The following is a 24,406-nucleotide window of genomic DNA, read 5'->3' as shown; positions in this document are numbered from 1 at the left end:
CCGCCAAGGCTTGCCGCGATGTTCTTTTTCCGGACGGATGCCATGAAAGACTTCGCCGTTTCCGAAGACCCGCGCGTTCAGGCCCAGCTTGACCGCCTCGCAGCGCTCTCGCTTCCCCAGGGCCGCTTCGGGCTGGAGACGATCCACGCGCTGCTCGAACGGCTCGGCGATCCGCACAAGCGCCTGCCGCCGACGTTCCATGTCGCCGGAACCAACGGCAAGGGATCGACCTGCACCTACTTGCGCTTCATGCTCGAAGCGCAGGGTCTGAAGGTCCATTCCGCCACCAAGCCGCATCTGGTCCGCTACAACGAACGCATCCGCCTCGGCGGCAAGCTGATCTCCGACGAGATGCTGGCCGACCTGCTGCGCGAAGTGCTCGACGCGGGCGAAGACCTCGGCCCCAGCTTCTTCGAAGTGACGACGGCGGCGATCTTCCTCGCCTTCGCCCGCGAACCGGCGGATGCCTGCGTGATCGAAGTCGGCCTCGGCGGGCGACTCGACGCCACCAATGTCCTCGACCATCCCGCGGCCTGCGGCATCGTCACGCTCGGCATCGACCACGAGGCCTTCCTGCTGCGCCCCGAGGACGGCGCCCCGGAAGAACCGCTCGCCCGCATCGCTTTCGAGAAGGCCGGTATCGTGCGCGGCCCGGCGCCGCTCGTCACGCTGGCCTATCCGGAAAGCGCCACGCTCGAAATCGAGCGCGCCGCGCTCAATACCGGAGCCCCGCTGCACATGCGCGGGCGCGACTGGGATGCGGCTGTCGGTGACGTGATCGAATATTCGGACCGTCACGGCGAACTCGCGCTGCCGCTGCCCGGTCTGCCCGGCACTCATCAGGCCGAGAACGCCGCGCTGGCCGTCGCCATCCTGCGCCATCAGGACCGGGTCACGGTCTCCCCCGAAGCCATGGCCGAGGGCATCCGTACCGCGCATTGGCCCGCCCGGCTTCAGCACCTTTCCGCAGGTCCGCTGACCCGCCATGCCGGCGCCCGCGAGGTCTGGCTCGACGGCGGCCACAATCCCGACGCGGGCCTCGCCATCGCCCGCCATTTCGCGGGGAAGCAACTCCATCTCGTGATCGGCATGCTGGCGAACAAGGACCCGCGCGCCCTCACCGCTCCTCTCGCTGCAAGCATCGCCAGCATCCGCGCAGTGCCTGTGCCCGGCCACGACTGCCACGGTCCGGCCAGCTTCGGCCCCGAAGCGCTTGCAGCCGAAAGCGTGGCGGACGCGCTCGCAGACCTGCCGGACGATGGGCTACCCGTGCTGATCGCGGGATCGCTCTATCTCTCGGGCGTGGTCCTTGAGGCCAACGACGAAGTGCCGGATTAAACGGGCTTCTTCCGGGCCACCCGCCACCATTCGAGCAGGCACAGGACGATCGCGATCGTGCCGATCCAGGTGACGAGCACGAACATCCGGTAATAGCCCTGCTCCTGGATGAGCTGGCCCAGCGCGCCGCGCCCCAGCGTGCCGACCAGCAGCGTCAGCGACGACAGCAGGGCGTATTGCACGGCGCTGTAGCCCTTCGAGACGATCGACGAGAGCCAGGCGATATAGGCCGCCCCGGCAATGCCGGTCGCAAGATTCTCCATGCCGATCGTGACCATCAGCGTGCCGAGACGCGGCTGGCCGCCCAGTTGCTCGACCAGCCAGCTGACACCCAGCACGTCGCTGATCACCGCCATGCGTGCCCCACCGAGCGCGAGGTCGGCATAGAGCAGGTTCGTCGCGGCGGCGAGCACGGCGCCCAGCGTCAGCGTCGCCATGCGGCCCACCACCGTCAGCAGCGTGCCGCCCAGTGCCAGACCCAGCACGATCGCGCCGACGCCGAAGAACTTGGAGGCGATCGCCACCTCGTCCTTCGTGTACTTCAGCTCGCCGAGATAGAACGGATAGGCGAACGTGCCCCAGATCGAATCGCAAAGGCGGTAGGTCAGCACCAGCGCCAGCGCCAGCACGAGCCCCCAGCCCATGCGCCCGACCAGTTCGGTCAGCGGCAGGATCAACGCGCGGTATAGATGGTCCGCCGCGCGCGAGCCGGTGCCCCGGTGCGGAGTAGTCTCCGACAGGAGATGGCGCCCGCTGCGCTGGAGATAGACGAGCACGGCGGCGATCGCGGCAGGCAGGATGATCGTCGCGACGACGATCAGCGGCCCGGTCTTCGCTACGAAGTCCACGGCATCCGGGCGCGCGCCGGGATCGCTGCCGAGCGAGCGCACCATGAACAGGCCGACCGTCACCAGCGCCCAGCCCCAGAGCAGGCCCACCAGCGCCAGCGCGATCGTGCGGACACGCGGGCTGAGCTGGCCCGCCTCGCGCAGTTCGAGCAGTTCGTCGCGGTCCTCGGCACTCGGCGCGGTGGCGTCGGCATCGGGCGCGAAGAGGCAGACCACGCCCGCCACCACGAGGATCAGGCCCATGACCAGGAACACCGCCGTCCAGCCGATGCGCTCGGCCAGGATCAGCGCCAGCGCGCCGCCGACCAGTGCAGCGATGCGGTAGCCCATCTGGAAGACCGTGGAGAGCATGTCGATCGTCGCCACTTCGTCCGCCACGTCCACGCGCCAGGCGTCGATGGCGATGTCCTGGGTGGCCGAGGCGAAAGCCCCGATCCCGGCAAGCAGCGAGAACAGCCCCAGCGCTGCGACCGGATCGAGCTGCGACAGCGTCACCAGAATGATCCCCAGCAGCACCTGCGCCGTGACGATCCACTGCTTGCGCCGCCCGAGACGGCGCAGCACCGGCAGGTCGATGCGGTCGAGCGCCGGGGACCAGAGGAACTTGAAGGCATAGGCCAGCCCGATCAGCGAGAACACGCCCATCGTCTCCAGATCGACATGCGCGTCGGAGAGCCAGGCATAGAGCGTGCCGAGCAGCAGCGAATAGGGCAGACCCGCCGCGAATCCGAAGACAGCCATGAAGCCGGTCTTGCGATTGCCCAAAGCGCGAATCACCGCCCCCCAGCCGGGTTTCGGGGCAGCAGTGGCTTCAGACATCCCGTTTTCTCCATCGTGAGCGAACCGGCGGCGACCCTAACGCATGGTTTCCCGAAGGGAAGGCTGGATGAAGCGGCGATCAACAGGTATGGGCGGGCGAATGTCCAAACCTCCTTTCAAGTCCGGCGGCCCGAAGCGCGGCGGCTCCTACCGCGATGGCGGCTCTTCCCGTGGCCCCGACCGCACCGGCTCCGGCAGCCGCTATAACGCCAGCTCAGGCCCCGGAGGTCGGCGCGGCGCCGACGGAGCCGGGCGCGAGGACGGTCGCCGGGAGGAGAACGGCGGACGTGGCCGTGGTCCTCGCGACGGTGTTTCGCGGGATGAGCGTCCGGCTCGCGGCGGGCGCAGCGATCGCGGCGAAATCTTCGGCCGCAACGAACGCCCCGTCCGCGACGAACGCCGCTCGCGAGACGAGCGTCCGAGCCGCACGGAACGACCGGCGCGCGGCGAACGGCCATTCCGCGACGAAGGCCCTGCGCGCGGCGAGCGCCCTGCCCGTGACGGTGCACCGCGCCGAGGCCCCGGCGGCTGCTCCGGCGAATTCACCCCGCGCGGCGGCGCCTATGCCGCACGCGGCGGTCCCCGTTCCGCCGATACTCGTTATTCGGACGCCGAGCGCCCCCGCCGCAAGCCGCCCCGTGCCGCTCCGCAGGCTGCCGCGCCCACGCCGAAGACGCCCGGAATGCCCGTGCGCGAAGGCGAACGCATCGCCAAGCTGCTCGCGCGCGCCGGTGTCGCCAGCCGCCGCGAGGTCGAGCGCCTGATCATCGAGGGCCGCGTCAAGCTGGGCGACGATGTCATCGAGACTCCCTCGACCGTGCTCACCAGCCTGCGTGGCATCACCGTGGACGGCAATCCGGTGCAGGATGCGGAAGAAACCCGCCTCTTCGCCTTCCACAAGCCCGCCGGCCTGCTCACCGCCGAGCGCGACCCCGCCGGTCGTCCGACGATCTACACCGCACTGCGCAATGCCCTGCCCGAAGGCAGCGGCCGGGTGATGCCGATCGGCCGCCTCGATCTCAACACCGAGGGCCTGCTGCTCCTGACCAACGACGGCGCGTTCAAGCGCGAGCTGGAACTGCCCGCCACCGGCGTACCGCGCACTTACCGCGCGCGTACTTTCGGAGACATCTCGCAGGCGCAGCTCGAAGACCTGATCGAGGGCATCGAGATCGAAGGCGTCGTCTACGGCAAGATCGACGCCAACATGGAGCGCCGCACCGGGCGCAACCAGTGGATCGAAATGACCCTGACCGAAGGCAAGAACCGCGAAGTGCGCCGCGTGCTGGAGCATCTCGGCCTTCAGGTCAGCCGCCTGATCCGCACCTCCTACGGCCCGTTCCGCCTGCTCGACCTGCCCAAGGGCATGGCCATCGAGATTTCCCCGCGCGACCTCGAAAACTTCCGCCGCTCGCTTCCGGGCAGCAAGGTATGAAAGGTGCGGGCATGAAAGGTGCGGGCATGAAAGGTGGCGCTGTAAAGACCGGGCTGCGGATCGTCGCCGGGGAATGGCGTGGCCGCAAGCTCGCCACGCCCGAAGGCGACACCACGCGCCCGACTTCGGACCGCACGCGCGAGACGCTGTTCTCGATGCTGGCGAGCCGACTCGGCACGTTCGAGGGGCTGAAGGTCGCCGATCTCTTCGCGGGATCGGGGGCCCTCGGCCTCGAAGCTCTCTCGCGCGGGGCCGCGCACTGCCTCTTCGTCGATCAGGACCCGGCGGCGATCCGCGCGATCCGCGGCAATATCGCCAACTTGCACGCGCAGGCCAAGAGCGACGTGCGGGCCAGTTCGGTAATGTCGCTCGGCGCTGCCAAGGAGACGCTCGACCTCGTGCTGCTCGATCCGCCTTACGAGACCGGGGCGGGCAGCGTCGCGATCGACAAGCTCAACCGGCTCGGCTGGATCGGCGAGCAAACCTGGCTCTGCCTCGAAACCGGCAAGGCGGAATCGGTTTCCATTCGCGGCTTCGCGGTGGAAGCCACGCGCGATGTCGGCAAGGCCCGCCTGCATATCCTGCGCCGCAACGAGGACTGACCGCGAAGCGGCCTTGCGCCGCTCACCCCCGTTCTCTAGATGTTCGCGGGTGAACGATCTGCAATCCCCCCTGCCCGAGCCTTCCTCCGACCCGCTGATCGAGGGGCTCAATCCGCCCCAGCGCGAAGCGGTCCTCACCACCGAAGGCCCGGTGCTGATGCTGGCGGGCGCGGGCACCGGCAAGACGGCGGCGCTGACGCGCAGGCTCGCCTATCTCGTGCGCAGTCGTCTGGCCTGGCCGAGCGAGATTCTCTGCGTCACCTTCACCAACAAGGCCGCGCGCGAGATGCGCGAGCGCGTCGGCCATCTGGTCGGCCCGGCAGTGGAGGGCATGCCCTGGCTCGGCACCTTCCACGCCATCGCCGCCAAGATGCTGCGCCGCCATGCCGAACTCGTCGGCCTGCAACCGAACTACACGATCATCGATACCGACGATCAGCTCCGCCTGCTCAAGCAGCTGATCCAGGCCGAAGGGCTGGACGAGAAGCGCTGGCCCGCGCGGCAGCTCGCCGGATGCATCGACCGCTGGAAGAATCGCGGCCTCAATCCCGGCGATCTCGATGCGGCGGAGAACGAGGCCTATGCCAATGGGCGCGGGCAGAAGTTCTACCAGCTCTACCAGGACCGCCTGAAAGCCGTGAACGCCTGCGATTTCGGCGACCTGCTGCTGCACATGCTGAACATCCTGCGCACCAACCGCGAAGTGCTGGAGCAATACCAGCAGCGCTTCAAATACGTGATGGTGGACGAATATCAGGACACCAACCAGGTCCAGTACCTCTGGCTCCGCCTGATCGCGCAGGTCCGCAAGAACATCTGCGTGGTGGGCGACGACGACCAGTCGATCTACTCCTGGCGCGGCGCGGAAGTGGCCAATATCCTCAAGTTCGAGAAGGACTTTCCCGGCGCCAAGGTGATCCGGCTGGAGCAGAACTATCGCTCCACCCCGCAGATCCTCGCCGCCGCCTCGGGGCTGATCGGCGAGAATACCCAGCGCCTCGGCAAGACCCTGTGGACCGAGCGCCACGCGGGCGACAAGGTGCGCGTCATCGGCGTCTGGGATGCGCCCGAGGAAGCCCGCCGCGTGGGTGACGAGATCGAGCGGCTGGAGCGCGAAGGCGCCCCGCTCGACCAGATCGCCATTCTCGTGCGCGCGCAATACCAGACCCGCGAGTTCGAAGACCGCTTCATCTCGATCGGCATGAAGTACCGCATCGTCGGCGGCTTCCGCTTCTACGAGCGCGCCGAAATCCGCGACGCCCTCGCCTACTTGCGCGTCATCGCCCAGCCTGCCGACGACCTCGCCTTCGAGCGCATCTACAACGCCCCCAAGCGCGGCCTCGGCGCCAAGGCGCTGGAGGCGCTGCACACGCTCGCCCGACGCCGGGGTATCCCCCTCGCTATGGCTGCGATCGAGATCGCCGATACCGACGAGCTTCCCGCCCGCGCGCGCAACACCTTCCTCGCCCTGATGCGCGATTTCGCACGCTGGCGTGATCTTTCGGGCACCGAAAATCCGGCGGACCTCCTGCGCACCGTGCTCGACGAGAGCGGCTATACGGACGCGCTACAGGCCGAGAAGACGCCCGAGGCGAGCGGTCGCCTCGAAAACCTCGTCGAACTCGCCCGCGCCATGGAGGAATACGAAAGCCTTGGCGATTTCCTCGAACACGTCAGCCTCGTGATGGACAACGAGGCGGCCTCGGACGAGGAAAAGGTCACGATCATGACCATGCACGCCGCCAAGGGGCTTGAGTTCGACAACGTGTTCCTGCCCGGCTGGGAGGAAGGCGTGTTCCCCTCGCAGCGGGCCATGGACGAAGGCGGGCTTGCCAGCCTGGAGGAGGAGCGCCGCCTCGCCTACGTCGCGATCACGCGGGCGCGGCGCAAGTGCACGATCCTCCACGCCGCCAATCGCCGTATCTACGGCCAGTGGACCAGCTCGATCCCCTCGCGCTTCATTGCCGAACTCCCCGACGATCATGTCGACAGCGAGACCACACTGTCGGGCGGCGCCTCGCTCTGGCGGGCGCAGTGGAGCGAGCACAACGATCCTTTCGCCGAAGTCGCCCGCGCCCAGCCTGCCCGCACCGTCACACGCGGTCCCGGCTGGCAGCGCGCCGCCGCGCGTGAATTCGATGCCGCCCCGCGCAAGATCGCCGAATCGACCCGCAGCGCCGCCAGCTTCGCGGCCAAGCCGCGCACCGATGTCGCCATCGGCAGCCGCGTCTTCCACGAGAAGTTCGGCTACGGCAAAGTCACCGCACAGGAAGGCAACAAGCTGGAGATCGATTTCGAGCAGGCCGGTGCCAAGCGCGTACTCGACAGCTTCGTGAAGCCGGCCTGATCGGGTTCAGAGTCCGGCCTTGGCCGGGGCTGCGTTGATCTGCGCCATCCACGGGTCGGTGCCGAACTTTGCGGTTCCATCGGGCGCAAAGTCGAGAATCGCCGTGCCTTCCCCGCTGCGGGGCGCCCATTTCGGCAACGAGCCGCCGTTGGGATTGCCGGTGCGGGCGAAGTTCACGAGATAGGCACTGATCGTGCGGCCTAAACCGTTGTCGCGCGCGCTGGTCTTGCTCCCGTATTTCACGGTCTGGGTATCGAAGAAGAAGGGGATGTCGGTGGCGTGCCCTGCGCCTTTCCCCGGCGTTTCAGCCGAGGAGGCGACATAGGAAAAGCGATATTCGTAGACCGGGACACCGGCCTTGGCGACGAGGCCGGAAAGCTGCCGAGCCCCGGCGACCATGCCGCCCGTCACCCCGCCGATATCGTCGCTCGTGGCGCCGATCATCATCGGAACCCGGTGGAAGCGCTGCTCTTCATAAGCCTTGCGCTGGTCAACCGCGATACGGCCATCGACGAAGGGACTCGCGAAAGTGCGCGGTCCGCCTGCCGGGGCGAACAGCGCCATGAGATTGAGCCCGTCCGTCACCTGCTCCGCAGAAAGCGCGCGCAGTTTCACCAGAGCCTGCGGATCGTCGGATTCGATGCCTTTGCCTCTCGCGAATCGCTCGCCGACCGCCTCCACGGCGGAAAGATTGGTCTCGGCCAGGCTGGTGCCGTTGCCGCCGGACATCACCACGGCCTTGGCGAACAGGCCGTCCGCCTCGGGCGACGTCACGAGATTGTGCACCGACATGCCGCCCGCACTCTCGCCGATGATCGTCACATTGTCCGGATCGCCGCCGAAGGCCGCGATGTTCCGTTTCACCCAGCGCAGCGCGGCGATCTGGTCCATGAAGCCGTAGTTGCCGACTTGCCCGCCGTCTTCACCGGCTTTGACGAGCGCGGGATGCGCGAACGTGCCGAAGCGGCCGACGCGGTAGTTGAAGCTGAAGAACAGGACGCCCTGCCGGGCCAGCTGCGCGCCTGCATATGTCGGCGGCGAAGCGCCGCCGTTAACGAAGCCGCCGCCGTAGATCCACACGACGACCGGCAGCTTGCCCTTGAACGCGGCGGGTCGCCAGACATTGGCGTAGAGGCAATCCTCGGCGGGCGGGGTGCCCAAGGGGGCCGCGTCGCCGTCGAAGGGCTTCTGCATGCAATCGTGACCGTAGGCGGTCGCGGCCCGGACATCCTGCCACGGCGCGGCAGGCTGCGGCGCGCGCCAGCGCAAGGGGCCGACCGGCGGTGCGGCAAAGGGAATGCCCTTCCAGCTCGCCACGCCGTCCTCGACGCTGCCGGAAAGCCTGCCCTGTTCGACACGCACTTCGGTTTTCGGATCGGTCGATGCCGCGCAGGAGGCGGAAAGCGCCCCGGAAAATGCCAGCAAATGCCTGATCTTCATCGAATCCGTTCCCACTGCCCTGCGATGAGGACAGTCTGGCACGGGTTCTCGGTGGCAGGCAAGGGACCGCGTATGCGGTCCCTGAACAGGCCTCAGGCCAGAGCCGAAACGCTCAGGAATTCGGGGATCGGGCCGTTCCAGCCGTCATCCGCAGGCTCTTCCTCGCGGCGGCGCGAACGGTTGCCGTCCGCGCGGCGCTCGCGGCGCTGCTCGTCGCCCCGGCTTTCGCGGCGCGGTGCGCGCTCTTCGCGGAAGACAGGACGTTCCTCGCGAGATTCCTGACGTTCCTCGCGCGGTGCGGAACGTTCCTCGCGAACCGGTGCACGCTCGCGCTTCTCGCGGCGAGGTTTTTCCTCACGAATGCTGGGCTTTTCCTCGCGAATGCGGGCCTTAGGTGCCTCGGCCGCTTCGGCGGCGGGCATTTCGTAGACCGGAATCTTGCCGCCGGTCAGCTTCTCGACATTCTCGATCGCTTCGGCATCTTCCGGCGACACGAACGTGAAGGCCCGGCCCGAAGCGCCACCGCGGCCGGTACGACCGATGCGGTGCACATAGTCGTCGGGGTGCCAGGGTGTGTCGAAGTTGAAGACGTGGCTCACGCCCTTCACGTCGAGACCGCGCGCGGCGACGTCGGAAGCGACGAGAATGTTGACTGTGCCGTCCTTGAAGCGCTGGAGTTCGGCCAGACGTGCCGGCTGGTCCATGTCGCCATGGATCTCGCCCGCGGCAAAACCGTGGCCCTTGAGGCTCTTGGCCAGTTCCCGCACGGTGGTCTTGCGGTTGGCGAAGATGATCGCGGTCGAGACGTTGTCGTTGCGCAGCAGGTGGCGCAGGACTTCGCGCTTCTTGCGCGTCTGCACGGCCACCTTGTGCTGGACGATATTCGTGTTCGTCGATGCCGGGCGGGCGACTTCGATATATTTGGGGTTCGACAGGAAGCGATCCGCCAGCTTCTTGATGACCGGCGGCATCGTCGCCGAGAACAGCAAGGTCTGCCGGTTGGTCGGCAGCTTCGAGCAGATCGTCTCGATATCGGGAATGAAGCCCATGTCGAGCATGCGGTCCGCCTCGTCGATGACGAGCAGCTCGCAGCCGGTCAGCATGATCTTGCCGCGCTCGAACAGGTCCATCAGGCGGCCCGGCGTGGCGATGAGCACGTCGACGCCGGCAGACAGGGCCTTGAGCTGGTCGCCCATCTGCACCCCGCCGATCAGCAGCGCCATCTTGAGGTCGTGGTTCTTGCCGTACTTCTCGAAATTCTCGGCAACCTGGGCGGCCAGTTCGCGCGTCGGCTCAAGAATGAGCGAGCGCGGCATCAGCGCGCGGCGGCGGCCGTGGGCGAGAATGTCGATCATCGGCAGCACGAAGCTGGCCGTCTTGCCGGTGCCGGTCTGGGCGATACCGATCAGGTCCTTCATCATCAGGACCGGCGGAATCGCCTGCGCCTGGATCGGAGTCGGTTCGCTGTAGCCCGCGGTTTCCACCGCTTGCAGCAATTCGTCGGAAAGGCCGAGATCGGCAAAGTTCATAGACAGACAGGTCTCATTGGCAGGAGTCTTGCGAGAAATACGGGGTACTTCGAAAATGTCGCGGCGCGGCAGCGAGCCACGAATCAATCGATCCACGCGCATGCCAATCGTACACCTGCGCGCCGCCTATGCGGAAAATCCCGCAGAAGTCAAGGAAATCCGCGCATACATGGCGATTCGGCCTGACAAACCGGCGTTATCTCCTCTCAGCGACCGGCCACCACCAATTGGCGGATGCGCGTCAGCTTGCAGGTCGTTCCGCTGCGCGACAGCAATTCGTCGCGATCGACGCAAAGCTGCCCATCCGACGTGCGCGAGAGAAGAAAGCCCGAGTAGAATGCCCCCGCCCGGCAGCCGCGCTCAAGCTCCGCGCCGACCACCCGGCGATCACGCATGAACAGCAGGAGGCGGCTCTGACCGTCGGGCTGAACCCCGGCGATGCCCGACATCGGCAGGCACTTGCCGATCTTTCGCTCCGAATAGCGCGGCGCATCGCCCCGCCCCGGCATGCCCATCAGCATATCCGGCGGCGAAGGCATCTGCGCGCGCGGGGTGATGCGAATCGTCATGCGCTGCTCGATTCGCACCTGCCATGCGCTGTCGGGCTCGACATGCGTGAAGGCCTCTACCGCAAAAGGCAGGGCGCTTGGCGAATCGGGCAATTCCTCGGGCCAGACATAGCCCTGCTGTTCCGGCACTGCGGGCGCGGCCGTGACTTCCCGGCGATCGTCATGCTTCGTGCGCGCACCGCCCAGGCCGACTGCAGGCAGCAGCAGCGCAAAGGGATAGAGCAGGACGGAAGCGAGATTCATGAAAAGAAACGGTCCCCGGATGCAGGTTCAGCTAGCCCACGATCACCTGGCGTTAAACCAAGAGCTTGAACCAGCGCTTAACTCGGCACAACGCACGTGGAAGGCGATATCCCGCAAACTGCTGGGATGAAACCCTTTCGCGCCTGTGTCATAGCGCTCTCATGACGACGAACAATGCCGACTTCCTCGCCGAAGCTCTCGACCTCCTCGGTCCGCGCGGACTGACGACCGATGCCGACCTGCTGACGCCCTGGCTCACCGACTGGCGCGGGCGCTATACCGGCAAGACGCTCGCCCTCGCCTCCCCCGCCAATGCGCAGGAAGTGGCGGGGCTGGTGCGGCTCTGCGCCCGGTACGGCGTTCCGATCGTTCCGCAAGGCGGCAACAGCGGCATGTCGGGAGGCGCCACGCCCGATGCCTCCGGCGCCGCGCTAATCCTGTCGCTGCGGCGGATGAACGCGATTCGCGCGCTCGACACCGAGGCCCGGCAAGTCACCTGCGAGGCCGGTGTCGTGCTCCAGACCCTGCACGAGGCGGCCGAGGCGCAGGACTTGCGCTTCCCCCTGTCGCTCGGCGGCAAGGGGTCGGCGACGGTCGGCGGATTGATCTCCACCAATGCCGGGGGCACCCAGGTCCTGCGCCACGGCTCGATGCGCGCGCTGGTGCTGGGACTTGAGGCAGTGCTGCCGGATGGGCAGATCTTCTCGATGCTGACCCCGCTCAAGAAGGACAATCGCGGGTTCGACCTCAAGCAGCTGCTGATCGGTTCCGAAGGCACGATGGGCGTGGTAACCGCCGCGACCCTGCAACTCCTGCCCGCCGTGGCGGAGCGCGTGGTGATCTGGGCCGGCGTTCCCTCGCTCGGGATCGCGCGCAAGCTGCTGCTCCATTGCGAGACAGCGGTAGGCGAGGCGCTGGAGGGCTTCGAGGTCCTTCCGCAGGCCTGTCTCGAAGCCGTTCTCGATCATCTGCCCGATGCCCGCGCGCCTCTGGCCGAGGCCCATGCCTGGCATGTGTTGATCGAAGTCGTCGCCGACCGCTCGTCCGCCGCCACCTTGCGCGACCGCTGCGAGGCGATGATGGCGGATGCCTTCGAGGCGGAACTCGTGGAAGACGCAGCGATGTCCGCCAGCGAGGCCCAGGCCGAGGCCATGTGGCTGATCCGCGAATCGATCTCCCCTGCCGAGCGCGCCCGCGGCCCCGCCGTGCAGCACGACATCTCGGTTCCGGTCGAGAAGATGCCGGACTTCGTGGAAACCACGATCCCGATGATCGAGGCGAAATGGCCCGGCACCGAGGCGATCGCCTTCGGGCACCTCGGCGATGGCAACGTCCACTACCACGTCATCGCCCCCAACGTGACCGACGGCCCGGCCTGGCAGGCGAACGAGGGCAAGACGATCAGCCGCTACGTCCACGATCTCGTCACCGAATGGGGCGGCTCGATTTCCGCCGAGCACGGCATCGGCCAGCTCAAGCGGGACGAACTGGCGCGCCTCGGCGATCCGGTGGCGCTGTCGATGCTGCGCGCGGTCAAGCAGGCGCTCGATCCCAAGGGCCTGTTCAACCCCGGAAAGCTGATCTGAGCGGAAGGATTCGCGGGCATCGGACAACCTCTGGCCCGACTCGCGCAATATCCTCGTTCCGACGGGTCAGCGCGCTTGCGCGGGACCCGTCCAGCTTCTAAAGCGTCGCCTTCAAAAATTTCCCTGTCTTGCGGAGAGTAACGCAATGGCCACCGTGCCGCAGAATCCTGCCCTGCCCCTGTTCTACAAGGACCTCGTGCCGCTCAATTCGCAGCAGCACGCCACCTGGAAGACCCGCTCGACCGACAAGGCGACCTGGCTCGTCGGCGTGAACTCGATCCCGCTGACGGTCGAGGAATTCCCGCAGGCCCAGCGTCACTTCCCGATCATCTTCACCGCGGGCGAAAACCCGGTGCCGCTGATCCTGATGGGCATGAACGAAGGCGTGAACGTCTACGTCGATGAAGACGGCACCGTGAACACGCCGGTCTACATCCCGGCCTATGCGCGCCGCTATCCCTTCATGCTGGCCCGCCTGCGTCCGGATGCCGAAGAGCTGTCGCTCTGCGTCGACCCGACCAGCGACCTGGTGGGCGAAGGCGACGACGGTGAAGCCCTGTTCACCGACGCCGATCCGGCCGAGCCGACCGACACCACCAAGAACATGCTCCAGTTCTGCGAGAACTTCGAGATCGCCGGCACCAAGACCGCCAACTTCATGGCGGAACTGGCCAAGCACAACCTGCTGATGGACGGCGAGCTGAACATCGACATCGGCACCGGTCAGCCCTTCACCTATCGCGGCTTCCAGATGGTCGACGAGACCAAGCTGCGCGAAGTGCGCGGTGACGTGCTGCGCCAGTGGAACCAGAACGGCATGTTGCCGCTGATCTACGCCCACCTGTTCTCGCTCGATCTCGTGCGTGAAATCTTCGGCCGCCAGGTCTCGCAGGGCAAGGGCCCGCAGGTTCAGGCCGCCGTTTGATGGAATAAGGCAGGCGAACATGTTCGGGGCGGGGGTTTATGACAATTTTGTCACACCCCCGCGCCATTATGCGACGCTCTTCAAACACGCGCTTGCAAAACATATGTCGCCTGCTTCATTCTAGGGGTTGAATGTGCCATCAGGGTTGCTATGTTAGGGCTACCTGATCGGCGCTACCCTCATGGCCCGGTCAGGCTGGTGCACATCGTGCACCTCCTCCCTGAACCTTGGCCACCTCGCGCATCGCGCGAGGTGGTTTTTTAATGCCCGCCGCACAGGCAGGCATTCCCCGCGATATCAGTGTCCTCGAGGCTTCGGCAGGACGCGTTGGCATCCTGCCCCACGACTATTCCGCCGCCTGCGCCCAGCGCTTGCCACCCGACCCCTGCGCGAGTTCGCAGACGGTAGCAGCCAGTCGCCGAACCAGGCCCGACACCAGATCGATCATCGGTTCCATCCCCGCCCCTGGATCCAGAAGCTGCGAATCGAGATAGCAGCTGCGGTCGATTTCCAGCTGCATGGCATGGATCGATTCGCCGGGTGCGCCGTGTCGGTCCAGCACATAACCTCCGGCATAAGGGCGATTGTGCGCCGCCTCCCAGCCTTCAGCCGCGAAGTGCGAGAAGGCGGTGCTGACAAGACTGCCGTGGCAACTCGCCCCGAACCGGTCCCCGACGACAAACCGGGCAGGCTCGCCACCCGGACGCGGCACGAGCGGCGGCATCGAATGAAGGTCGAGCAGCAAGGCCGCTCCCCACCGATCGCACAGCCCGGCCAGCGCGCGCGACAGCGCCGCATGATAAGGCTCGTGGACAAGGTCGATACGCGCGCGCAGATCGGCTTCTTCAAGGCGCCCCCGCCATATCTCGCCGAAACCGGAAAGACGGCGCGGAATGAGGCCCAGGCCGCTCCGCACGCGGCGACTGGGCAGCGGGCGACGCCCTTCGGTGGGGGAAGCCCGCTTCACCATCTCCCAGTCGATATCGTCCGGCGCGCGATTCAGGTCGATCATGGCGCGCGGCGCTTGGGCGAGCAGCAGAGGCGCGCCGGTTGCCCTCGCCACTCCTCGGGCGACCCGATCGACGAAGCGGTCCTCCAGCCTGACGCAGACCGCACCGGGCTTGCGCATTCCGTCCAGCAACCGCGCAGGATAGGCCCTGCCTGCATGAGGCACCGCAATCAGCACGGGTATGGGGGAAGGCTCCTGCCCGGACAGAACGAAGGCGGGAATGCCGGGGGCATCGGGAATACGCCCGCCGGAACCTTGTTGCGAATCATTATCGCCCGAAGGATCGATCATATCTTCAAGCTGGCCCTTTCGCATGCCCCTGTCAAAGCGTCCCGTTCCCGGTCAGGTAAACATTCCGAACAAGAATTTTAACCGGACAAGGTATATGTCTTGGCTCATAGGAGCGCCCGTACCAGCGTACGACACGCCATCAACGAATTTGGACATGAAAACGCGATGATCCGCATCCTGCTTGCCGAAGACGACCAGGCCATGCGCACCTATCTGGCCCGCGCCCTGGAGAACGCCGGCTACGAAGTGCTGGCGGTGGACCGGGGAACCGAAGCCCTGCCTTATCTCCAGAACGAACATTTCGACCTCCTGCTCTCGGACATCGTCATGCCCGAGATGGATGGAATCGAGCTGGCGCAGCGCTGCGCCGAAATTTCCCCGATGACGAAAGTCATGTTCATCACCGGTTTCGCCGCCGTATCGCTGCGCGCGGGCCGCGAGGCTCCGCATGCCAAGGTATTGTCCAAGCCCTTCCATCTGCGTGATATCGTTATGGAAGTTCAGCGCCTCTTCGGCCTTTCCGAGCATGTCCGGCTGTAATTCCGGCTATCCACAGAGCTACCCACAGGCTCGTGAAACTTTTTTGAAAAAACCGGTTGCCAACCTCCGGCCTCACCGTTAGAGGCCCACTCCACCGAGCGGCACTACGGAGCCGCAACGGACTGACCGAATGGTGCGGGCGTATAGCTCAGTGGTAGAGCACTATGTTGACATCGTAGGGGTCGCAAGTTCAATCCTTGCTACGCCCACCATTCGAGAGCCCCGCAAGTCTTTGACTTAGCGGGGCTTTCTCTTTCCGGCCGGCGCGATTTTCCATCGCCGCCGTGATCGCTCCCGACCATGCAAGCGGTGCAACTCCGCCGCCGCGCAAAGCGGGCGGCCGGGCCGCAACCCGCCTTGCCAGCCGCCCCCCGCCTGCCTAAGAGACCCCCAATTCTCATCTCCAGGGGAGTTTTCCGGAATGGCAAAAATCAAGGTCAAGAATCCCATCGTCGAGATGGACGGCGATGAAATGACGCGGATCATCTGGGAATGGATCCGTGAACGGCTGATCCTCCCCTACCTCGACATCGATCTCAAGTACTACGACCTCTCGGTCCAGAAGCGCGACGAGACCGGCGACCAGATCACTGTCGACGCCGCCAACGCCACCAAGGAACACGGCGTTGCCGTGAAGTGCGCGACGATCACCCCCGACGAAGCCCGCGTCACCGAATTCGACCTCAAGAAGATGTGGAAGTCGCCCAACGGCACGATCCGCAACATCCTCGGCGGCGTCGTCTTCCGCGAGCCGATCGTGATCTCGAACGTGCCCCGCCTGGTTCCGGGCTGGACCGACCCGATCGTCGTCGGCCGCCACGCTTTCGGCGACCAGTACAAGGCCACCGACACCCTGATCCCCGGCCCCGGCAAGCTGCGCCTGGTGTGGGACGGCGAGAGCGGCGAGAAGATCGACCTCGACGTGTTCGACTTCCCGGCTCCGGGCGTCGCCATGGCGATGTACAACCTCGACGAATCGATCCGCGACTTCGCACGCGCTTCGTTCAACTACGGCCTCAATCTCGGCTGGCCGGTCTACCTCTCGACCAAGAACACGATCCTCAAGGCCTATGACGGCCGCTTCAAGGATCTGTTCCAGGAAGTGTTCGACACCGAAGGCTTCAAGGAAAAGTTCGCTGAAGCCAAGATCGTCTACGAACACCGCCTGATCGACGACATGGTCGCCTCGGCGCTCAAGTGGTCGGGCAAGTTCGTCTGGGCCTGCAAGAACTACGACGGCGACGTGCAGTCGGACACCGTTGCCCAGGGCTTCGGCTCGCTGGGCCTGATGACCTCGGTCCTGCTCTCGCCTGACGGCAAGACCGTCGAAGCGGAAGCCGCTCACGGCACCGTGACCCGTCACTACCGCCAGCACCAGCAGGGCAAGGCGACCTCGACCAACCCGATCGCCTCGATCTTCGCCTGGACGCGCGGCATCGCCTATCGCGGCAAGTTCGACGAGACCCCGGAAGTGGTGAAGTTCGCCGAGACGCTGGAACAGGTCTGCATCGAAACCGTCGAAAGCGGCAAGATGACCAAGGACCTCGCACTGCTGATCGGTCCGGACCAGAACTGGATGACCACCGAGCAGTTCTTCGAGGAAATCGTCAAGAACCTCGAAACCAAGATGGCAAGCTGGGGCTGAGCCTCCGCCTGATTGGAACCGAGTTCGAAGAAGACCCTCCGCCGCAAGGCGGGGGGTTTTTCTTTGGCCAAATGCCACCATGAAAAAGGCCCGCCGAAACGAAGTTCGGCGAGCCTGTAAGATTCACTGACGGCGCCCCCTGCGCCCGAACCTCGTCCGCTTACTCGAAAGGCTCTTCGCCCTCGAGCTTGGTGCGGTGCATCATGCGCCCGCAAGTCGGGTCATAGGCCTCGGCGCGGTGCATCGTGCCGGTGTTGTCCCACATGACGAGATCGCCGACTTCCCATTCGTGGCTGTACGTGAATTCCGGGCCGGTCGCCCATTCACGCAGACCATGGATGATCATCGCGCTTTCCAGAGCGGACTTGCCGACCACCTGTGCTGCGGTGCACCCGATCACCAGGCTCTTGCGCCCGGACTTGTGCTTCCACACGAGCGGCAGTTCCTGCTCCCCGATCTGGGCATAGCCCTGCAACTTGGCGAGGCTGGGTTCCGGCTCGTAGTAGAAGAGGCTGGCCCAGGGGCCGTGAACCACGCGGTACTGCTCGTACTCGGCCTGCCTGTCGCCCGGAAGGTCCTCGAAAGCCGCATACGTATTGGCGAAACCGGTATTGCCGGTGCCACGCGGGCTCGGCACCCGGCACGACAGCAGCGAGGCCAGGATCGGCACGTCGTTGCGGGTGCCGTCGATGTGCCAGTAGAGCGAACCCTTGAGGTACTCGGCCGCCATCGGGTTTTCCCTGGCGTCGAGCGTGATCTTCGAGATCACTTCCTCGCCCCCCTTGCGCTCGGGCGCGAAAATGCCGAGCGTCTTGGTGAAGGCGACCTGCTCTTCATCGGTGAAGTTCACTTGCGGGAATACCAGCACCCCGCGCGCTTCCAGCAGCTCGCGGATTTCCGTGGCGATCTCTCCGCCGAGCAGTTCTTCTTTCGTATTCAGCACGCGGCTGCCGATTTTCGGCTTGATCTCTTCGGCCTTCAGCCTGGTCTGGGTCTCGACCGACATGTCTCCAACTCTCCCGTCAGGTTCGGCCGCTGGATAAGCGGCTCACGGGAGACGATACCACGGACTGAACGCCTGTTCAAAGAGGCGCAGGCAAAAGGGCCGCGATCAATCGCTGCCGCGGAGTCAGAGCTTGAGACGGTCGAGCCAGCCCTCGACGAGGGCGCGTGCCTGCTCATGCCCGGTTTCGACGCCGAGGCCTTTCTCCATGACGATGCAGCGGCCGATTCCAGCCAGGACCACCGCGAGCGCAGCCGGATCGAAGCCTTCCACTGCCTTCATGCGATCTCCCAGCAGGCGTTCGAGAATCTCGACCTGCCGCTTGCGCATGGCGACGCTGTGCTCGGCCATCTTCTCGCGAACGGCGGGACGATGGTTGGCCAGTGCCATGAATTCCAGCGACATCGCCGTGCGGCTCGTATCGACGAAGAAGCCCCAGAGCGCCCGGACGGGATCGGGCGAGGCCAGCGCCTCCTCGATCATCCGGTCGCTGTCCGCCGCACCCTGGCGGCACACTTCGAGGAGCAGATCGTCGGTTGTCGGGAAATAGTAGTGCACCAGCGAAGGCTTGAGACCTGCCCGTGCGGCGACGCGCCGCGTGCTGGCGGCCGCATAGCCTTCGTCCCGAATGAGTTCGACGGTCGCCTCGACGATGCGCGCCCGCGTCGCGGATGTCTCGGCCCCTATCCTGCGTGCTGCGCCTGCCATCGGATCTCCTTTTCGCGCGTCTGCCTAAGACCTGCCGCTTCCAAGATCAACCAAGGCGGACCGCCTTGCCATTTGTTCTCTTTTTGTTCATTCTTGCGGGATGCGAATCCACAAGGGAAGAGGCGCCGTCAGCGGCCAGGCGAGCAAGCGCTTCAACCTCCCCCAGCGGGAGGCGGACGGCGACTGGCTGGATGCGATGGAAGACATCGACGGTCCTGCCCGCCACCCCGCCACTACGGTTACCGAGGAACATCCGCGCTCGATCCTGTCGTTCAACAAATCCCCCGACATTCCCTTCGATCGCTCGATCAACGCCTATCGCGGCTGCGAGCACGGCTGCATCTATTGTTTCGCACGGCCTACCCATGCCTATCACGACCTCTCGCCCGGCCTCGATTTCGAGACGAAGCTCTTCGCCAAGCCCGATGCGGCGCGGCTGCTTCGCGCGGCGCTCGCCAAACCTAGCTATCGTCCTGCCCCCATCGCCATGGGCACAAATACCGACCCCTACCAGCCGATCGAGGGACGCTATCGAATCACTCGCAGCGTGCTGGAACTCTGCCTGGAAACGCGTCACCCGGTCTCGATTACCACGAAGTCCGACCGGGTACTGCACGACCTTGACCTGATCGCGGAAATGGCCCGGTTCCGCCTCATATCCGTGGCCGTATCGGTGACGAGCATGGACCCGGCGCTTTCACGCCTGCTGGAACCGCGCGCGGCGGCGCCGGCCAAGCGCATCGCGGCGCTCGGCAGGCTGGCAGCGGCAGGCGTACCGGCCCATGTCTCGATCGCGCCGGTCATTCCCTCGATCACCGACCAGTATCTGGAGGAAATACTAAAGGCCGCGCTGGACCAGAGCATTCATCATGCGACCTGGATCATGATCCGCCTGCCCCACGAAGTCGCGCCGCTGTTCCGCGAATGGCTGGAGGCCCACTTCCCCGACCGCGCGGGCAAGGTCATGGCGACGATCCAGTCGATGCGCGGGGGCAAGGACAACGATCCGAACTTCTTCACCCGTATGCGCCCGCAAGGTGTCTGGGCGGACCTGTTCCGGCACCGCTTCCGGCTGGCCATGACGCGCATGGGATTTTCCCGTCCCGCCCATGTGCTCGATAGCTCCGGTTTCCGCAGGCCCTCGCTGGATGGCCAACTCTCGCTGCTATAGCTGCCAGAAACCGAACGCCCGCTCAGGCGTTTCCCTGCCCAACGACGAAAACAGGACAGGAGGACGGCATGACCGATGAACCCGCGAAAGTAGAGCGCGCCCCGGAAGCCCCCACGACGACGACCACGATCATTCGTGAGCGCGGATCATCGAGCGGGGCGACCGGAATGATCATGGCGCTGATCCTGCTGATCCTGGTAGCAGGCGGGATCTATCTGTTCAGTCAGGGCACGAAGAGCGAGACGGCAAAGGACGACGCCATTGCCGGAGCCGCCCAGAGCGTCGGCAATGCAGCCGACAAAGTAGGCGACGCCGCGCAGGACGCCTCGAACAATCTCAAGGACGATCAAGGCAACTAAGGCGTTCCACCCGATCAGGCGGCGCGGCGCAAGCCTTCGGGACCGCGCCGCGCAATCAGCGACACGTTGGATATTCCCGCCACGCTGGCCAGATGCTCCGCGAAATCGCCGTCGAGCGCGAAGTCCCGGCCCAGCCGGACTTTCTGCTTGCGCCCTTCCCCGAGATCGAGCGTTGCCACCACTTCGCCGCAGCCCGGCGCTCCGGCACGCATTAGCATCGCCAGTTCCTGCACCGCATCGACGCGATCGATATCGAGCGTCAGCAGCATCCGCGCATCGGCCTTCACTTCGTTCAGCGGCCTTGCCCCGCGCACCGTCACGCGGGGCGGCTCGTCGGGACTGGGGCTGTCCAGTTCGACTGTGAGGAGCACGCAGGCCCCTTCCTTCGACCAGCGCACGAAGTTCTCGACCAGACTCTCCTCGAAACAGGAGGCCGAGAAGTTGCCCGACTGGTCGGAAAAGTCCGCCATGACGAAGTCCTTGCCGCGCTTCGTCTTCCGCTTCTGGACGCTCTCGACCATGGCCGCCATCACCCCGCCGGTGCGCCCGGCCCCGCCGCCGGTCATGAGGCTGGAATAAGTCCGCGCGCCGTTCGCCGAAGCCACCGCGCGATACTGCTCGACCGGGTGGGCGGCGAAGTAGAAGCCGAAAGTTTCGCGCTCCTTGGCCATCTGGTCGGTGCGGTTCCAGGGTTCGGCCTCGACGAGGCGCAGGCCCTGCTCGACATGGTCGTCGCCGCCGAACAGGCTGTTCTGGTCCGAATTGCGCTCGCGCGAGGAACGGTCGGCCTCGGCCAGTAGCGTGTCGGCATTGGCGAGGACTTTGGCGCGGTTCGGCTCCAGCCCGTCGAAGCCACCTGCCGCGGCCAGGCTTTCGAGCTGGCGGCGGTTCATCGATCCGGCCGGGGCACGCCGGAACACGTCGTCAAGGCTGACGAACTTGCCGTTCGCCTCGCGCTCGGCGACAAGCGCGTCCATTGCCTTTTCGCCGACATTGCGGATGCCCGCCAGCGCATAGCGCACCGCATGGCTGTCCGGCGTTTCCTCGACGCAGAATTCGGCTTCAGACATGTTGATGTCGGGCGCAGCGAGCTGGATGCCGTTGCGGCGGGCGTCGTCCACGAAGATCGCCAGTTTTTCCGACTGGTGCATGTCGAAGCACATCGAGGCAGCGTAGAATTCGTGCGGGTAATGCGCCTTGAACCACGCCGTGTGATAGGCGAGCAGGGCGTAGGCTGCAGCGTGCGACTTGTTGAAGCCGTAGCCCGCGAACTTGTCGATCAAGTCGAACAGTTCGTTGGCCTTGGCCGCCTCGATGTTCGAAACGTCCTTGCAACCGTCGACGAAGCGCTGGCGCTGCTTGTCCATTTCCGCCTGGACCTTCTTGCCCATGGCGCGGCGCAGAAGGTCAGCGTCACCCAGCGAGTAGCCCGCCAGGATCTGCGCGGCCTGCATGACCTGTTCCTGATAGACGAAGATCCCGTAAGTCTCGCTCAGGATGCCCGAGAGTTTCTCGTGCGGGTATTCGATCGATTCCAGCCCGTTCTTGCGGCGACCGAACAGCGGGATATTGTCCATCGGACCCGGTCGGTAGAGCGAGACGAGCGCGATGATGTCGCCGAAATTGGTCGGCTTCACTGCCGCCAGCGTGCGGCGCATGCCTTCCGATTCGAGCTGGAACACGCCGACCGTATCGCCGCGTTTCAGCAGTTCGTAGACCGCCGCATCGTCCCAGGCGAGGGTCGAGAGGTTGATCGAGATACCGCGCCGCTCCAGCAGGTCGCAGGCCTTCTTCAGCACCGAGAGCGTCTTCAGGCCGAGGAAGTCGAACTTCACGAGGCCGGTGTCTTCCACCGACTTCATGTCGAACTGCGTAACCGGCATGTCGGAGCGCGGATCGCGGTAGAGCGGCACCAGCTGCGCCAGCGGACGATCGCCGATGACCACGCCCGCCGCGTGGGTGGACGAGTTGCGCGGCAGGCCTTCCAGTTGCACGGCAAGGTCCACGAGGCGCTTCACCTCGTGGTCGACATCGTATTCGCGGCGGAATTCGGCGACCGGCGGGTCCTTGGTCACGCCGTGCTGCTTGCGCCCATGGAGGGCCTCGGTCAGGGTCCAGGGGTCGGTCGGATGGTTGGGCACCATCTTGCAGAGGCTGTCGACCCGGCCATAGCTCATCTGCAGGATGCGGCCGCAGTCGCGCAGCACCGCGCGGGCCTTCATCTTGCCGAAGGTGATGATCTGGGCGACGTGATCGTGCCCGTACTTGCTCTGGACGTAGCGGATCACCTCGCCGCGCCGGGTTTCGCAGAAGTCGATGTCGAAGTCTGGCATCGAGACGCGTTCCGGGTTCAGGAAGCGTTCGAACAGCAGGCCCAGCTTGAGCGGGTCGAGGTCGGTCACGGTCAGCGCCCAGGCGACCAGCGAACCTGCGCCCGAACCACGGCCCGGCCCCACCGGAATGTCGTTGTCCTTGGCCCACTTGATGAAGTCGGCCACGATCAGGAAGTAGCCGGGGAAGCCCATGCCGACGATGATCTGCACCTCGAAATCGAGGCGCTTGGCATAGTCGAGGAAATCCTCGGTGACGCCGCGTTCGGCGAGTTCCCGGTAGGCCGCCTCACGCGCCTCGCCCTGTAGCGCCATGGCGGCGTCGAGTTCGGCTTCGGTGACGTCCGGCCAGTAGGGCGCCAGCCGTTGGGCCAGACCGGCACGCGAATTGTCCGCCAGCATCCGCGCCTCGCCTTCGAGGTCGCCAGCGAGGCTGGGCAGCAGCGGCTTGCGGCGCGGCGGCATATAGGCGCAGCGCTGCGCGACGACGAGCGTATTGGCCAGCGCCTCGGGCAGGTCCGCGAACATTTCCTGCATCGTCTCGACCGGCTTGACCCAGCGTTCTGGCGAGGAACGCGGGCGGTCGGCGGCATCGACCTGGGTCGAATTGGCGATGCAGAGCATGGCGTCATGCGCGGCGTGGAACTTCGCCTCGGCATATTGCGCGGGATTGGTGCCGACGAGCGGAATGTCGCGGGCATAGGCGAGCGCGATGAGGTCTTCCTCGCTGCCGTCCTCCGCCGCGTCGCCGGTGCGCGCGATCTCGATGTAGAGGCGGTTGCCGAACAGCGCCTGCAAGCTGTCGCAATAGCTTTCCGCGGCTTCCACCCGGTCCGCCGCGTAGAGCCGGGCGAGCGCTCCCTCGCCGCCGCCGGTCAGGCAGATCAGACCGTCGGTGTGGCCGCGCAAGTCGTCCAGTTCGACATGGGCTTCGAGATGCAGCGGTCGGTCAAGGTGTGCGCGGCTGACGAGATCGCACAGGTTGAGCCAGCCCGCCTCGTTCTGGGCGAAGAGCGCCAGCCAGTCGATCGGGCGATCCTGCCCCTGCTTCGCCGCACCGGGACGCGCGACTGCAAGGAAAGTGCCGACGATCGGCTGCACCCCGGCACCCTTGCAGGCCTGGGCATATGTCGGCGCGCCGTAGAGACCGTTGCGGTCGCAAATGGCGGCGGCGGGAAAATTGCGCTCCTTGGCGAGCTTGGCGGCGGCCTTGGGGTCGATCGCGCCGTCCAGCATCGTGAAACTGGAGAAGATGCGGAGCGGTACGAAAGGTGCGTGGGCCATCGGCGGAATTTAGGCATTGCCCCCATGCCCGATCAAGGCGGGTCTGGGGATAAGCCGGGGGATAGGGCAACTGGTGCCTCCAAAATGGCGCAGATCGAGGTCGCCACACCTCCGCCATGCCCTCCCCCAAAGAGCGCCTTGATACCGACGGGAAATCGGCTCATGGTCCCTCCCGTTCCTGTCCTTGCCGGACATTCCGTTCCGGCTTCTTCAAGAACTCTTGGAATTCATGCACATGCCGCGCCGATTCCGGCGCTTTCGTCTTTTGCCCAGATGGCATTTCCGGAGACGCGTGAATGAAGTTCGCCTATCTCGCTTTCGTCCCTCTCCTGCTGGCACCCGAAGGCATCCTGCCCTTGGAGTTCGCAGCCATGGCGCAGCAAAA

The 24,406-nt window shown here is 65.6% G+C and carries 18 protein-coding genes and 1 tRNA gene; 11 read left to right on the top strand and 8 right to left on the bottom strand.

Annotation, left to right across the window (positions count from 1 at the left end; all coding sequences use genetic code 11):
• The first annotated feature begins 42 nt into the window (after nucleotides 1-42).
• A complete protein-coding gene (locus AC4D6D_RS05760; RefSeq protein WP_491326852.1) occupies nucleotides 43-1,338 on the top strand; it encodes a bifunctional folylpolyglutamate synthase/dihydrofolate synthase in 1,296 nt (431 codons plus the stop codon).
• On the opposite strand, the gene AC4D6D_RS05755 is transcribed toward AC4D6D_RS05760, so the two are convergent.
• Nucleotides 1,335-3,005, bottom strand: a complete 1,671-nt coding sequence (locus AC4D6D_RS05755) for an AmpG family muropeptide MFS transporter (protein ID WP_491326851.1) — start codon at nucleotides 3,003-3,005, stop codon at nucleotides 1,335-1,337. The genes AC4D6D_RS05760 and AC4D6D_RS05755 overlap by 4 nt on opposite strands.
• Nucleotides 3,006-3,105: 100 nt before the next feature.
• Between AC4D6D_RS05755 and AC4D6D_RS05750 the strand changes: the two genes are divergently transcribed.
• Genes AC4D6D_RS05750 through AC4D6D_RS05740 form a run of 3 tightly spaced genes read left to right on the top strand, consistent with a single transcriptional unit; the run spans nucleotide 3,106 to nucleotide 7,389 of the window.
• Entirely contained in the window at nucleotides 3,106-4,440 is a 1,335-nt protein-coding gene (locus tag AC4D6D_RS05750; RefSeq protein ID WP_491326850.1) for a pseudouridine synthase, read from the top strand.
• Between the two features lie 26 nt (nucleotides 4,441-4,466).
• A complete protein-coding gene (gene rsmD / locus AC4D6D_RS05745) occupies nucleotides 4,467-5,042 on the top strand; it encodes a 16S rRNA (guanine(966)-N(2))-methyltransferase RsmD (protein ID WP_491326849.1) in 576 nt (191 codons plus the stop codon).
• A 49-nt stretch (nucleotides 5,043-5,091) separates the two neighbouring features.
• A complete protein-coding gene (locus tag AC4D6D_RS05740) occupies nucleotides 5,092-7,389 on the top strand; it encodes an ATP-dependent helicase (RefSeq protein WP_491326848.1) in 2,298 nt (765 codons plus the stop codon).
• A gap of 6 nt (nucleotides 7,390-7,395) precedes the next feature.
• On the opposite strand, the gene AC4D6D_RS05735 is transcribed toward AC4D6D_RS05740, so the two are convergent.
• The 3 genes from AC4D6D_RS05735 to AC4D6D_RS05725 all read right to left on the bottom strand — a co-directional run bounded on the left by AC4D6D_RS05735 (nucleotide 7,396) and on the right by AC4D6D_RS05725 (nucleotide 11,170).
• Nucleotides 7,396-8,829: a carboxylesterase/lipase family protein gene (locus AC4D6D_RS05735; RefSeq protein ID WP_491326847.1), complete on the bottom strand. Its 1,434-nt coding sequence runs from the start codon at nucleotides 8,827-8,829 to the stop codon at nucleotides 7,396-7,398.
• Between the two features lie 92 nt (nucleotides 8,830-8,921).
• Nucleotides 8,922-10,358, bottom strand: coding sequence for a DEAD/DEAH box helicase (locus AC4D6D_RS05730; protein ID WP_147219217.1), 1,437 nt, complete (start codon nucleotides 10,356-10,358; stop codon nucleotides 8,922-8,924).
• 206 nt (nucleotides 10,359-10,564) lie between these two features.
• A complete protein-coding gene (locus AC4D6D_RS05725) occupies nucleotides 10,565-11,170 on the bottom strand; it encodes a hypothetical protein (protein WP_491326846.1) in 606 nt (201 codons plus the stop codon).
• 161 nt (nucleotides 11,171-11,331) lie between these two features.
• Between AC4D6D_RS05725 and AC4D6D_RS05720 the strand changes: the two genes are divergently transcribed.
• Nucleotides 11,332-12,756, top strand: a complete 1,425-nt coding sequence (locus AC4D6D_RS05720) for an FAD-binding oxidoreductase (protein WP_491326845.1) — start codon at nucleotides 11,332-11,334, stop codon at nucleotides 12,754-12,756.
• Between the two features lie 145 nt (nucleotides 12,757-12,901).
• Complete coding sequence (locus AC4D6D_RS05715) at nucleotides 12,902-13,681, top strand: SapC family protein (protein WP_147219211.1); 780 nt, start codon at nucleotides 12,902-12,904, stop codon at nucleotides 13,679-13,681.
• 346 nt (nucleotides 13,682-14,027) lie between these two features.
• Here the strand turns inward: AC4D6D_RS05715 and AC4D6D_RS05710 are convergent, their stop codons facing one another.
• Complete coding sequence (locus AC4D6D_RS05710) at nucleotides 14,028-14,981, bottom strand: N-formylglutamate amidohydrolase (protein WP_491326844.1); 954 nt, start codon at nucleotides 14,979-14,981, stop codon at nucleotides 14,028-14,030.
• Nucleotides 14,982-15,146: 165 nt separating this feature from the next.
• On the opposite strand from AC4D6D_RS05710, the gene cpdR reads away from it, so the two are divergent.
• From cpdR to AC4D6D_RS05695, 3 genes are all read left to right on the top strand, one after another.
• On the top strand, nucleotides 15,147-15,521 hold the full coding sequence (gene cpdR / locus AC4D6D_RS05705) for a cell cycle two-component system response regulator CpdR (RefSeq protein WP_147219209.1): 375 nt from the start codon (nucleotides 15,147-15,149) through the stop codon (nucleotides 15,519-15,521).
• A 137-nt stretch (nucleotides 15,522-15,658) separates the two neighbouring features.
• A tRNA-Val gene (locus tag AC4D6D_RS05700) sits at nucleotides 15,659-15,733 on the top strand.
• Between the two features lie 209 nt (nucleotides 15,734-15,942).
• Nucleotides 15,943-17,166 carry an NADP-dependent isocitrate dehydrogenase gene (locus AC4D6D_RS05695; protein ID WP_147219207.1) on the top strand — a complete coding sequence of 408 codons (1,224 nt, stop codon included), beginning with the start codon at nucleotides 15,943-15,945 and terminating at the stop codon, nucleotides 17,164-17,166.
• Between the two features lie 160 nt (nucleotides 17,167-17,326).
• On the opposite strand, the gene AC4D6D_RS05690 is transcribed toward AC4D6D_RS05695, so the two are convergent.
• On the bottom strand, nucleotides 17,327-18,172 hold the full coding sequence (locus tag AC4D6D_RS05690; RefSeq protein WP_491326843.1) for a TauD/TfdA dioxygenase family protein: 846 nt from the start codon (nucleotides 18,170-18,172) through the stop codon (nucleotides 17,327-17,329).
• A 123-nt stretch (nucleotides 18,173-18,295) separates the two neighbouring features.
• Complete coding sequence (locus AC4D6D_RS05685) at nucleotides 18,296-18,877, bottom strand: TetR/AcrR family transcriptional regulator (protein WP_491326842.1); 582 nt, start codon at nucleotides 18,875-18,877, stop codon at nucleotides 18,296-18,298.
• Between the two features lie 100 nt (nucleotides 18,878-18,977).
• On the opposite strand from AC4D6D_RS05685, the gene AC4D6D_RS05680 reads away from it, so the two are divergent.
• Both AC4D6D_RS05680 and AC4D6D_RS05675 read left to right on the top strand, forming a co-directional pair.
• The gene (locus tag AC4D6D_RS05680) at nucleotides 18,978-20,048 is read left to right on the top strand and encodes a PA0069 family radical SAM protein (RefSeq protein ID WP_491326841.1); all 1,071 of its coding nucleotides are present in this window, start codon (nucleotides 18,978-18,980) and stop codon (nucleotides 20,046-20,048) included.
• Between the two features lie 68 nt (nucleotides 20,049-20,116).
• Nucleotides 20,117-20,407 (top strand): hypothetical protein, encoded by a 291-nt coding sequence (locus tag AC4D6D_RS05675; protein ID WP_147219198.1) that lies wholly within the window; start codon nucleotides 20,117-20,119, stop codon nucleotides 20,405-20,407.
• Nucleotides 20,408-20,421: 14 nt separating this feature from the next.
• Here AC4D6D_RS05675 and dnaE read toward each other — a convergent pair whose 3' ends face one another.
• Nucleotides 20,422-24,021, bottom strand: a complete 3,600-nt coding sequence (dnaE, locus tag AC4D6D_RS05670; protein ID WP_491326840.1) for a DNA polymerase III subunit alpha — start codon at nucleotides 24,019-24,021, stop codon at nucleotides 20,422-20,424.
• Nucleotides 24,022-24,406 lie beyond the last annotated feature (385 nt).

It is taken from the genome of Novosphingobium sp. BF6 (assembly GCF_058273105.1).
The sequence above is the reverse complement of the archived record's forward strand: the minus strand, read 5'-3'. Positions and strand labels throughout refer to the sequence as shown.

Bases quoted from the DNA above. Each gene is read 5' to 3' on its own strand.
- AC4D6D_RS05760 (WP_491326852.1), top strand. From the start codon at position 43: ATGAAAGACTTCGCCGTTTCCGAAGACCCGCGCGTTCAGGCCCAGCTT.
- AC4D6D_RS05755 (WP_491326851.1), bottom strand. From the start codon at position 3,005: ATGTCTGAAGCCACTGCTGCCCCGAAACCCGGCTGGGGGGCGGTGATT.
- AC4D6D_RS05750 (WP_491326850.1), top strand. From the start codon at position 3,106: ATGTCCAAACCTCCTTTCAAGTCCGGCGGCCCGAAGCGCGGCGGCTCC.
- rsmD (WP_491326849.1), top strand. From the start codon at position 4,467: ATGAAAGGTGGCGCTGTAAAGACCGGGCTGCGGATCGTCGCCGGGGAA.
- AC4D6D_RS05735 (WP_491326847.1), bottom strand. From the start codon at position 8,829: ATGAAGATCAGGCATTTGCTGGCATTTTCCGGGGCGCTTTCCGCCTCC.
- AC4D6D_RS05730 (WP_147219217.1), bottom strand. From the start codon at position 10,358: ATGAACTTTGCCGATCTCGGCCTTTCCGACGAATTGCTGCAAGCGGTG.
- AC4D6D_RS05725 (WP_491326846.1), bottom strand. From the start codon at position 11,170: ATGAATCTCGCTTCCGTCCTGCTCTATCCCTTTGCGCTGCTGCTGCCT.
- AC4D6D_RS05720 (WP_491326845.1), top strand. From the start codon at position 11,332: ATGACGACGAACAATGCCGACTTCCTCGCCGAAGCTCTCGACCTCCTC.
- AC4D6D_RS05715 (WP_147219211.1), top strand. From the start codon at position 12,902: ATGGCCACCGTGCCGCAGAATCCTGCCCTGCCCCTGTTCTACAAGGAC.
- AC4D6D_RS05710 (WP_491326844.1), bottom strand. From the start codon at position 14,981: ATGATCGATCCTTCGGGCGATAATGATTCGCAACAAGGTTCCGGCGGG.
- cpdR (WP_147219209.1), top strand. From the start codon at position 15,147: ATGATCCGCATCCTGCTTGCCGAAGACGACCAGGCCATGCGCACCTAT.
- AC4D6D_RS05695 (WP_147219207.1), top strand. From the start codon at position 15,943: ATGGCAAAAATCAAGGTCAAGAATCCCATCGTCGAGATGGACGGCGAT.
- AC4D6D_RS05690 (WP_491326843.1), bottom strand. From the start codon at position 18,172: ATGTCGGTCGAGACCCAGACCAGGCTGAAGGCCGAAGAGATCAAGCCG.
- AC4D6D_RS05685 (WP_491326842.1), bottom strand. From the start codon at position 18,877: ATGGCAGGCGCAGCACGCAGGATAGGGGCCGAGACATCCGCGACGCGG.
- AC4D6D_RS05680 (WP_491326841.1), top strand. From the start codon at position 18,978: ATGCGAATCCACAAGGGAAGAGGCGCCGTCAGCGGCCAGGCGAGCAAG.
- AC4D6D_RS05675 (WP_147219198.1), top strand. From the start codon at position 20,117: ATGACCGATGAACCCGCGAAAGTAGAGCGCGCCCCGGAAGCCCCCACG.
- dnaE (WP_491326840.1), bottom strand. From the start codon at position 24,021: ATGGCCCACGCACCTTTCGTACCGCTCCGCATCTTCTCCAGTTTCACG.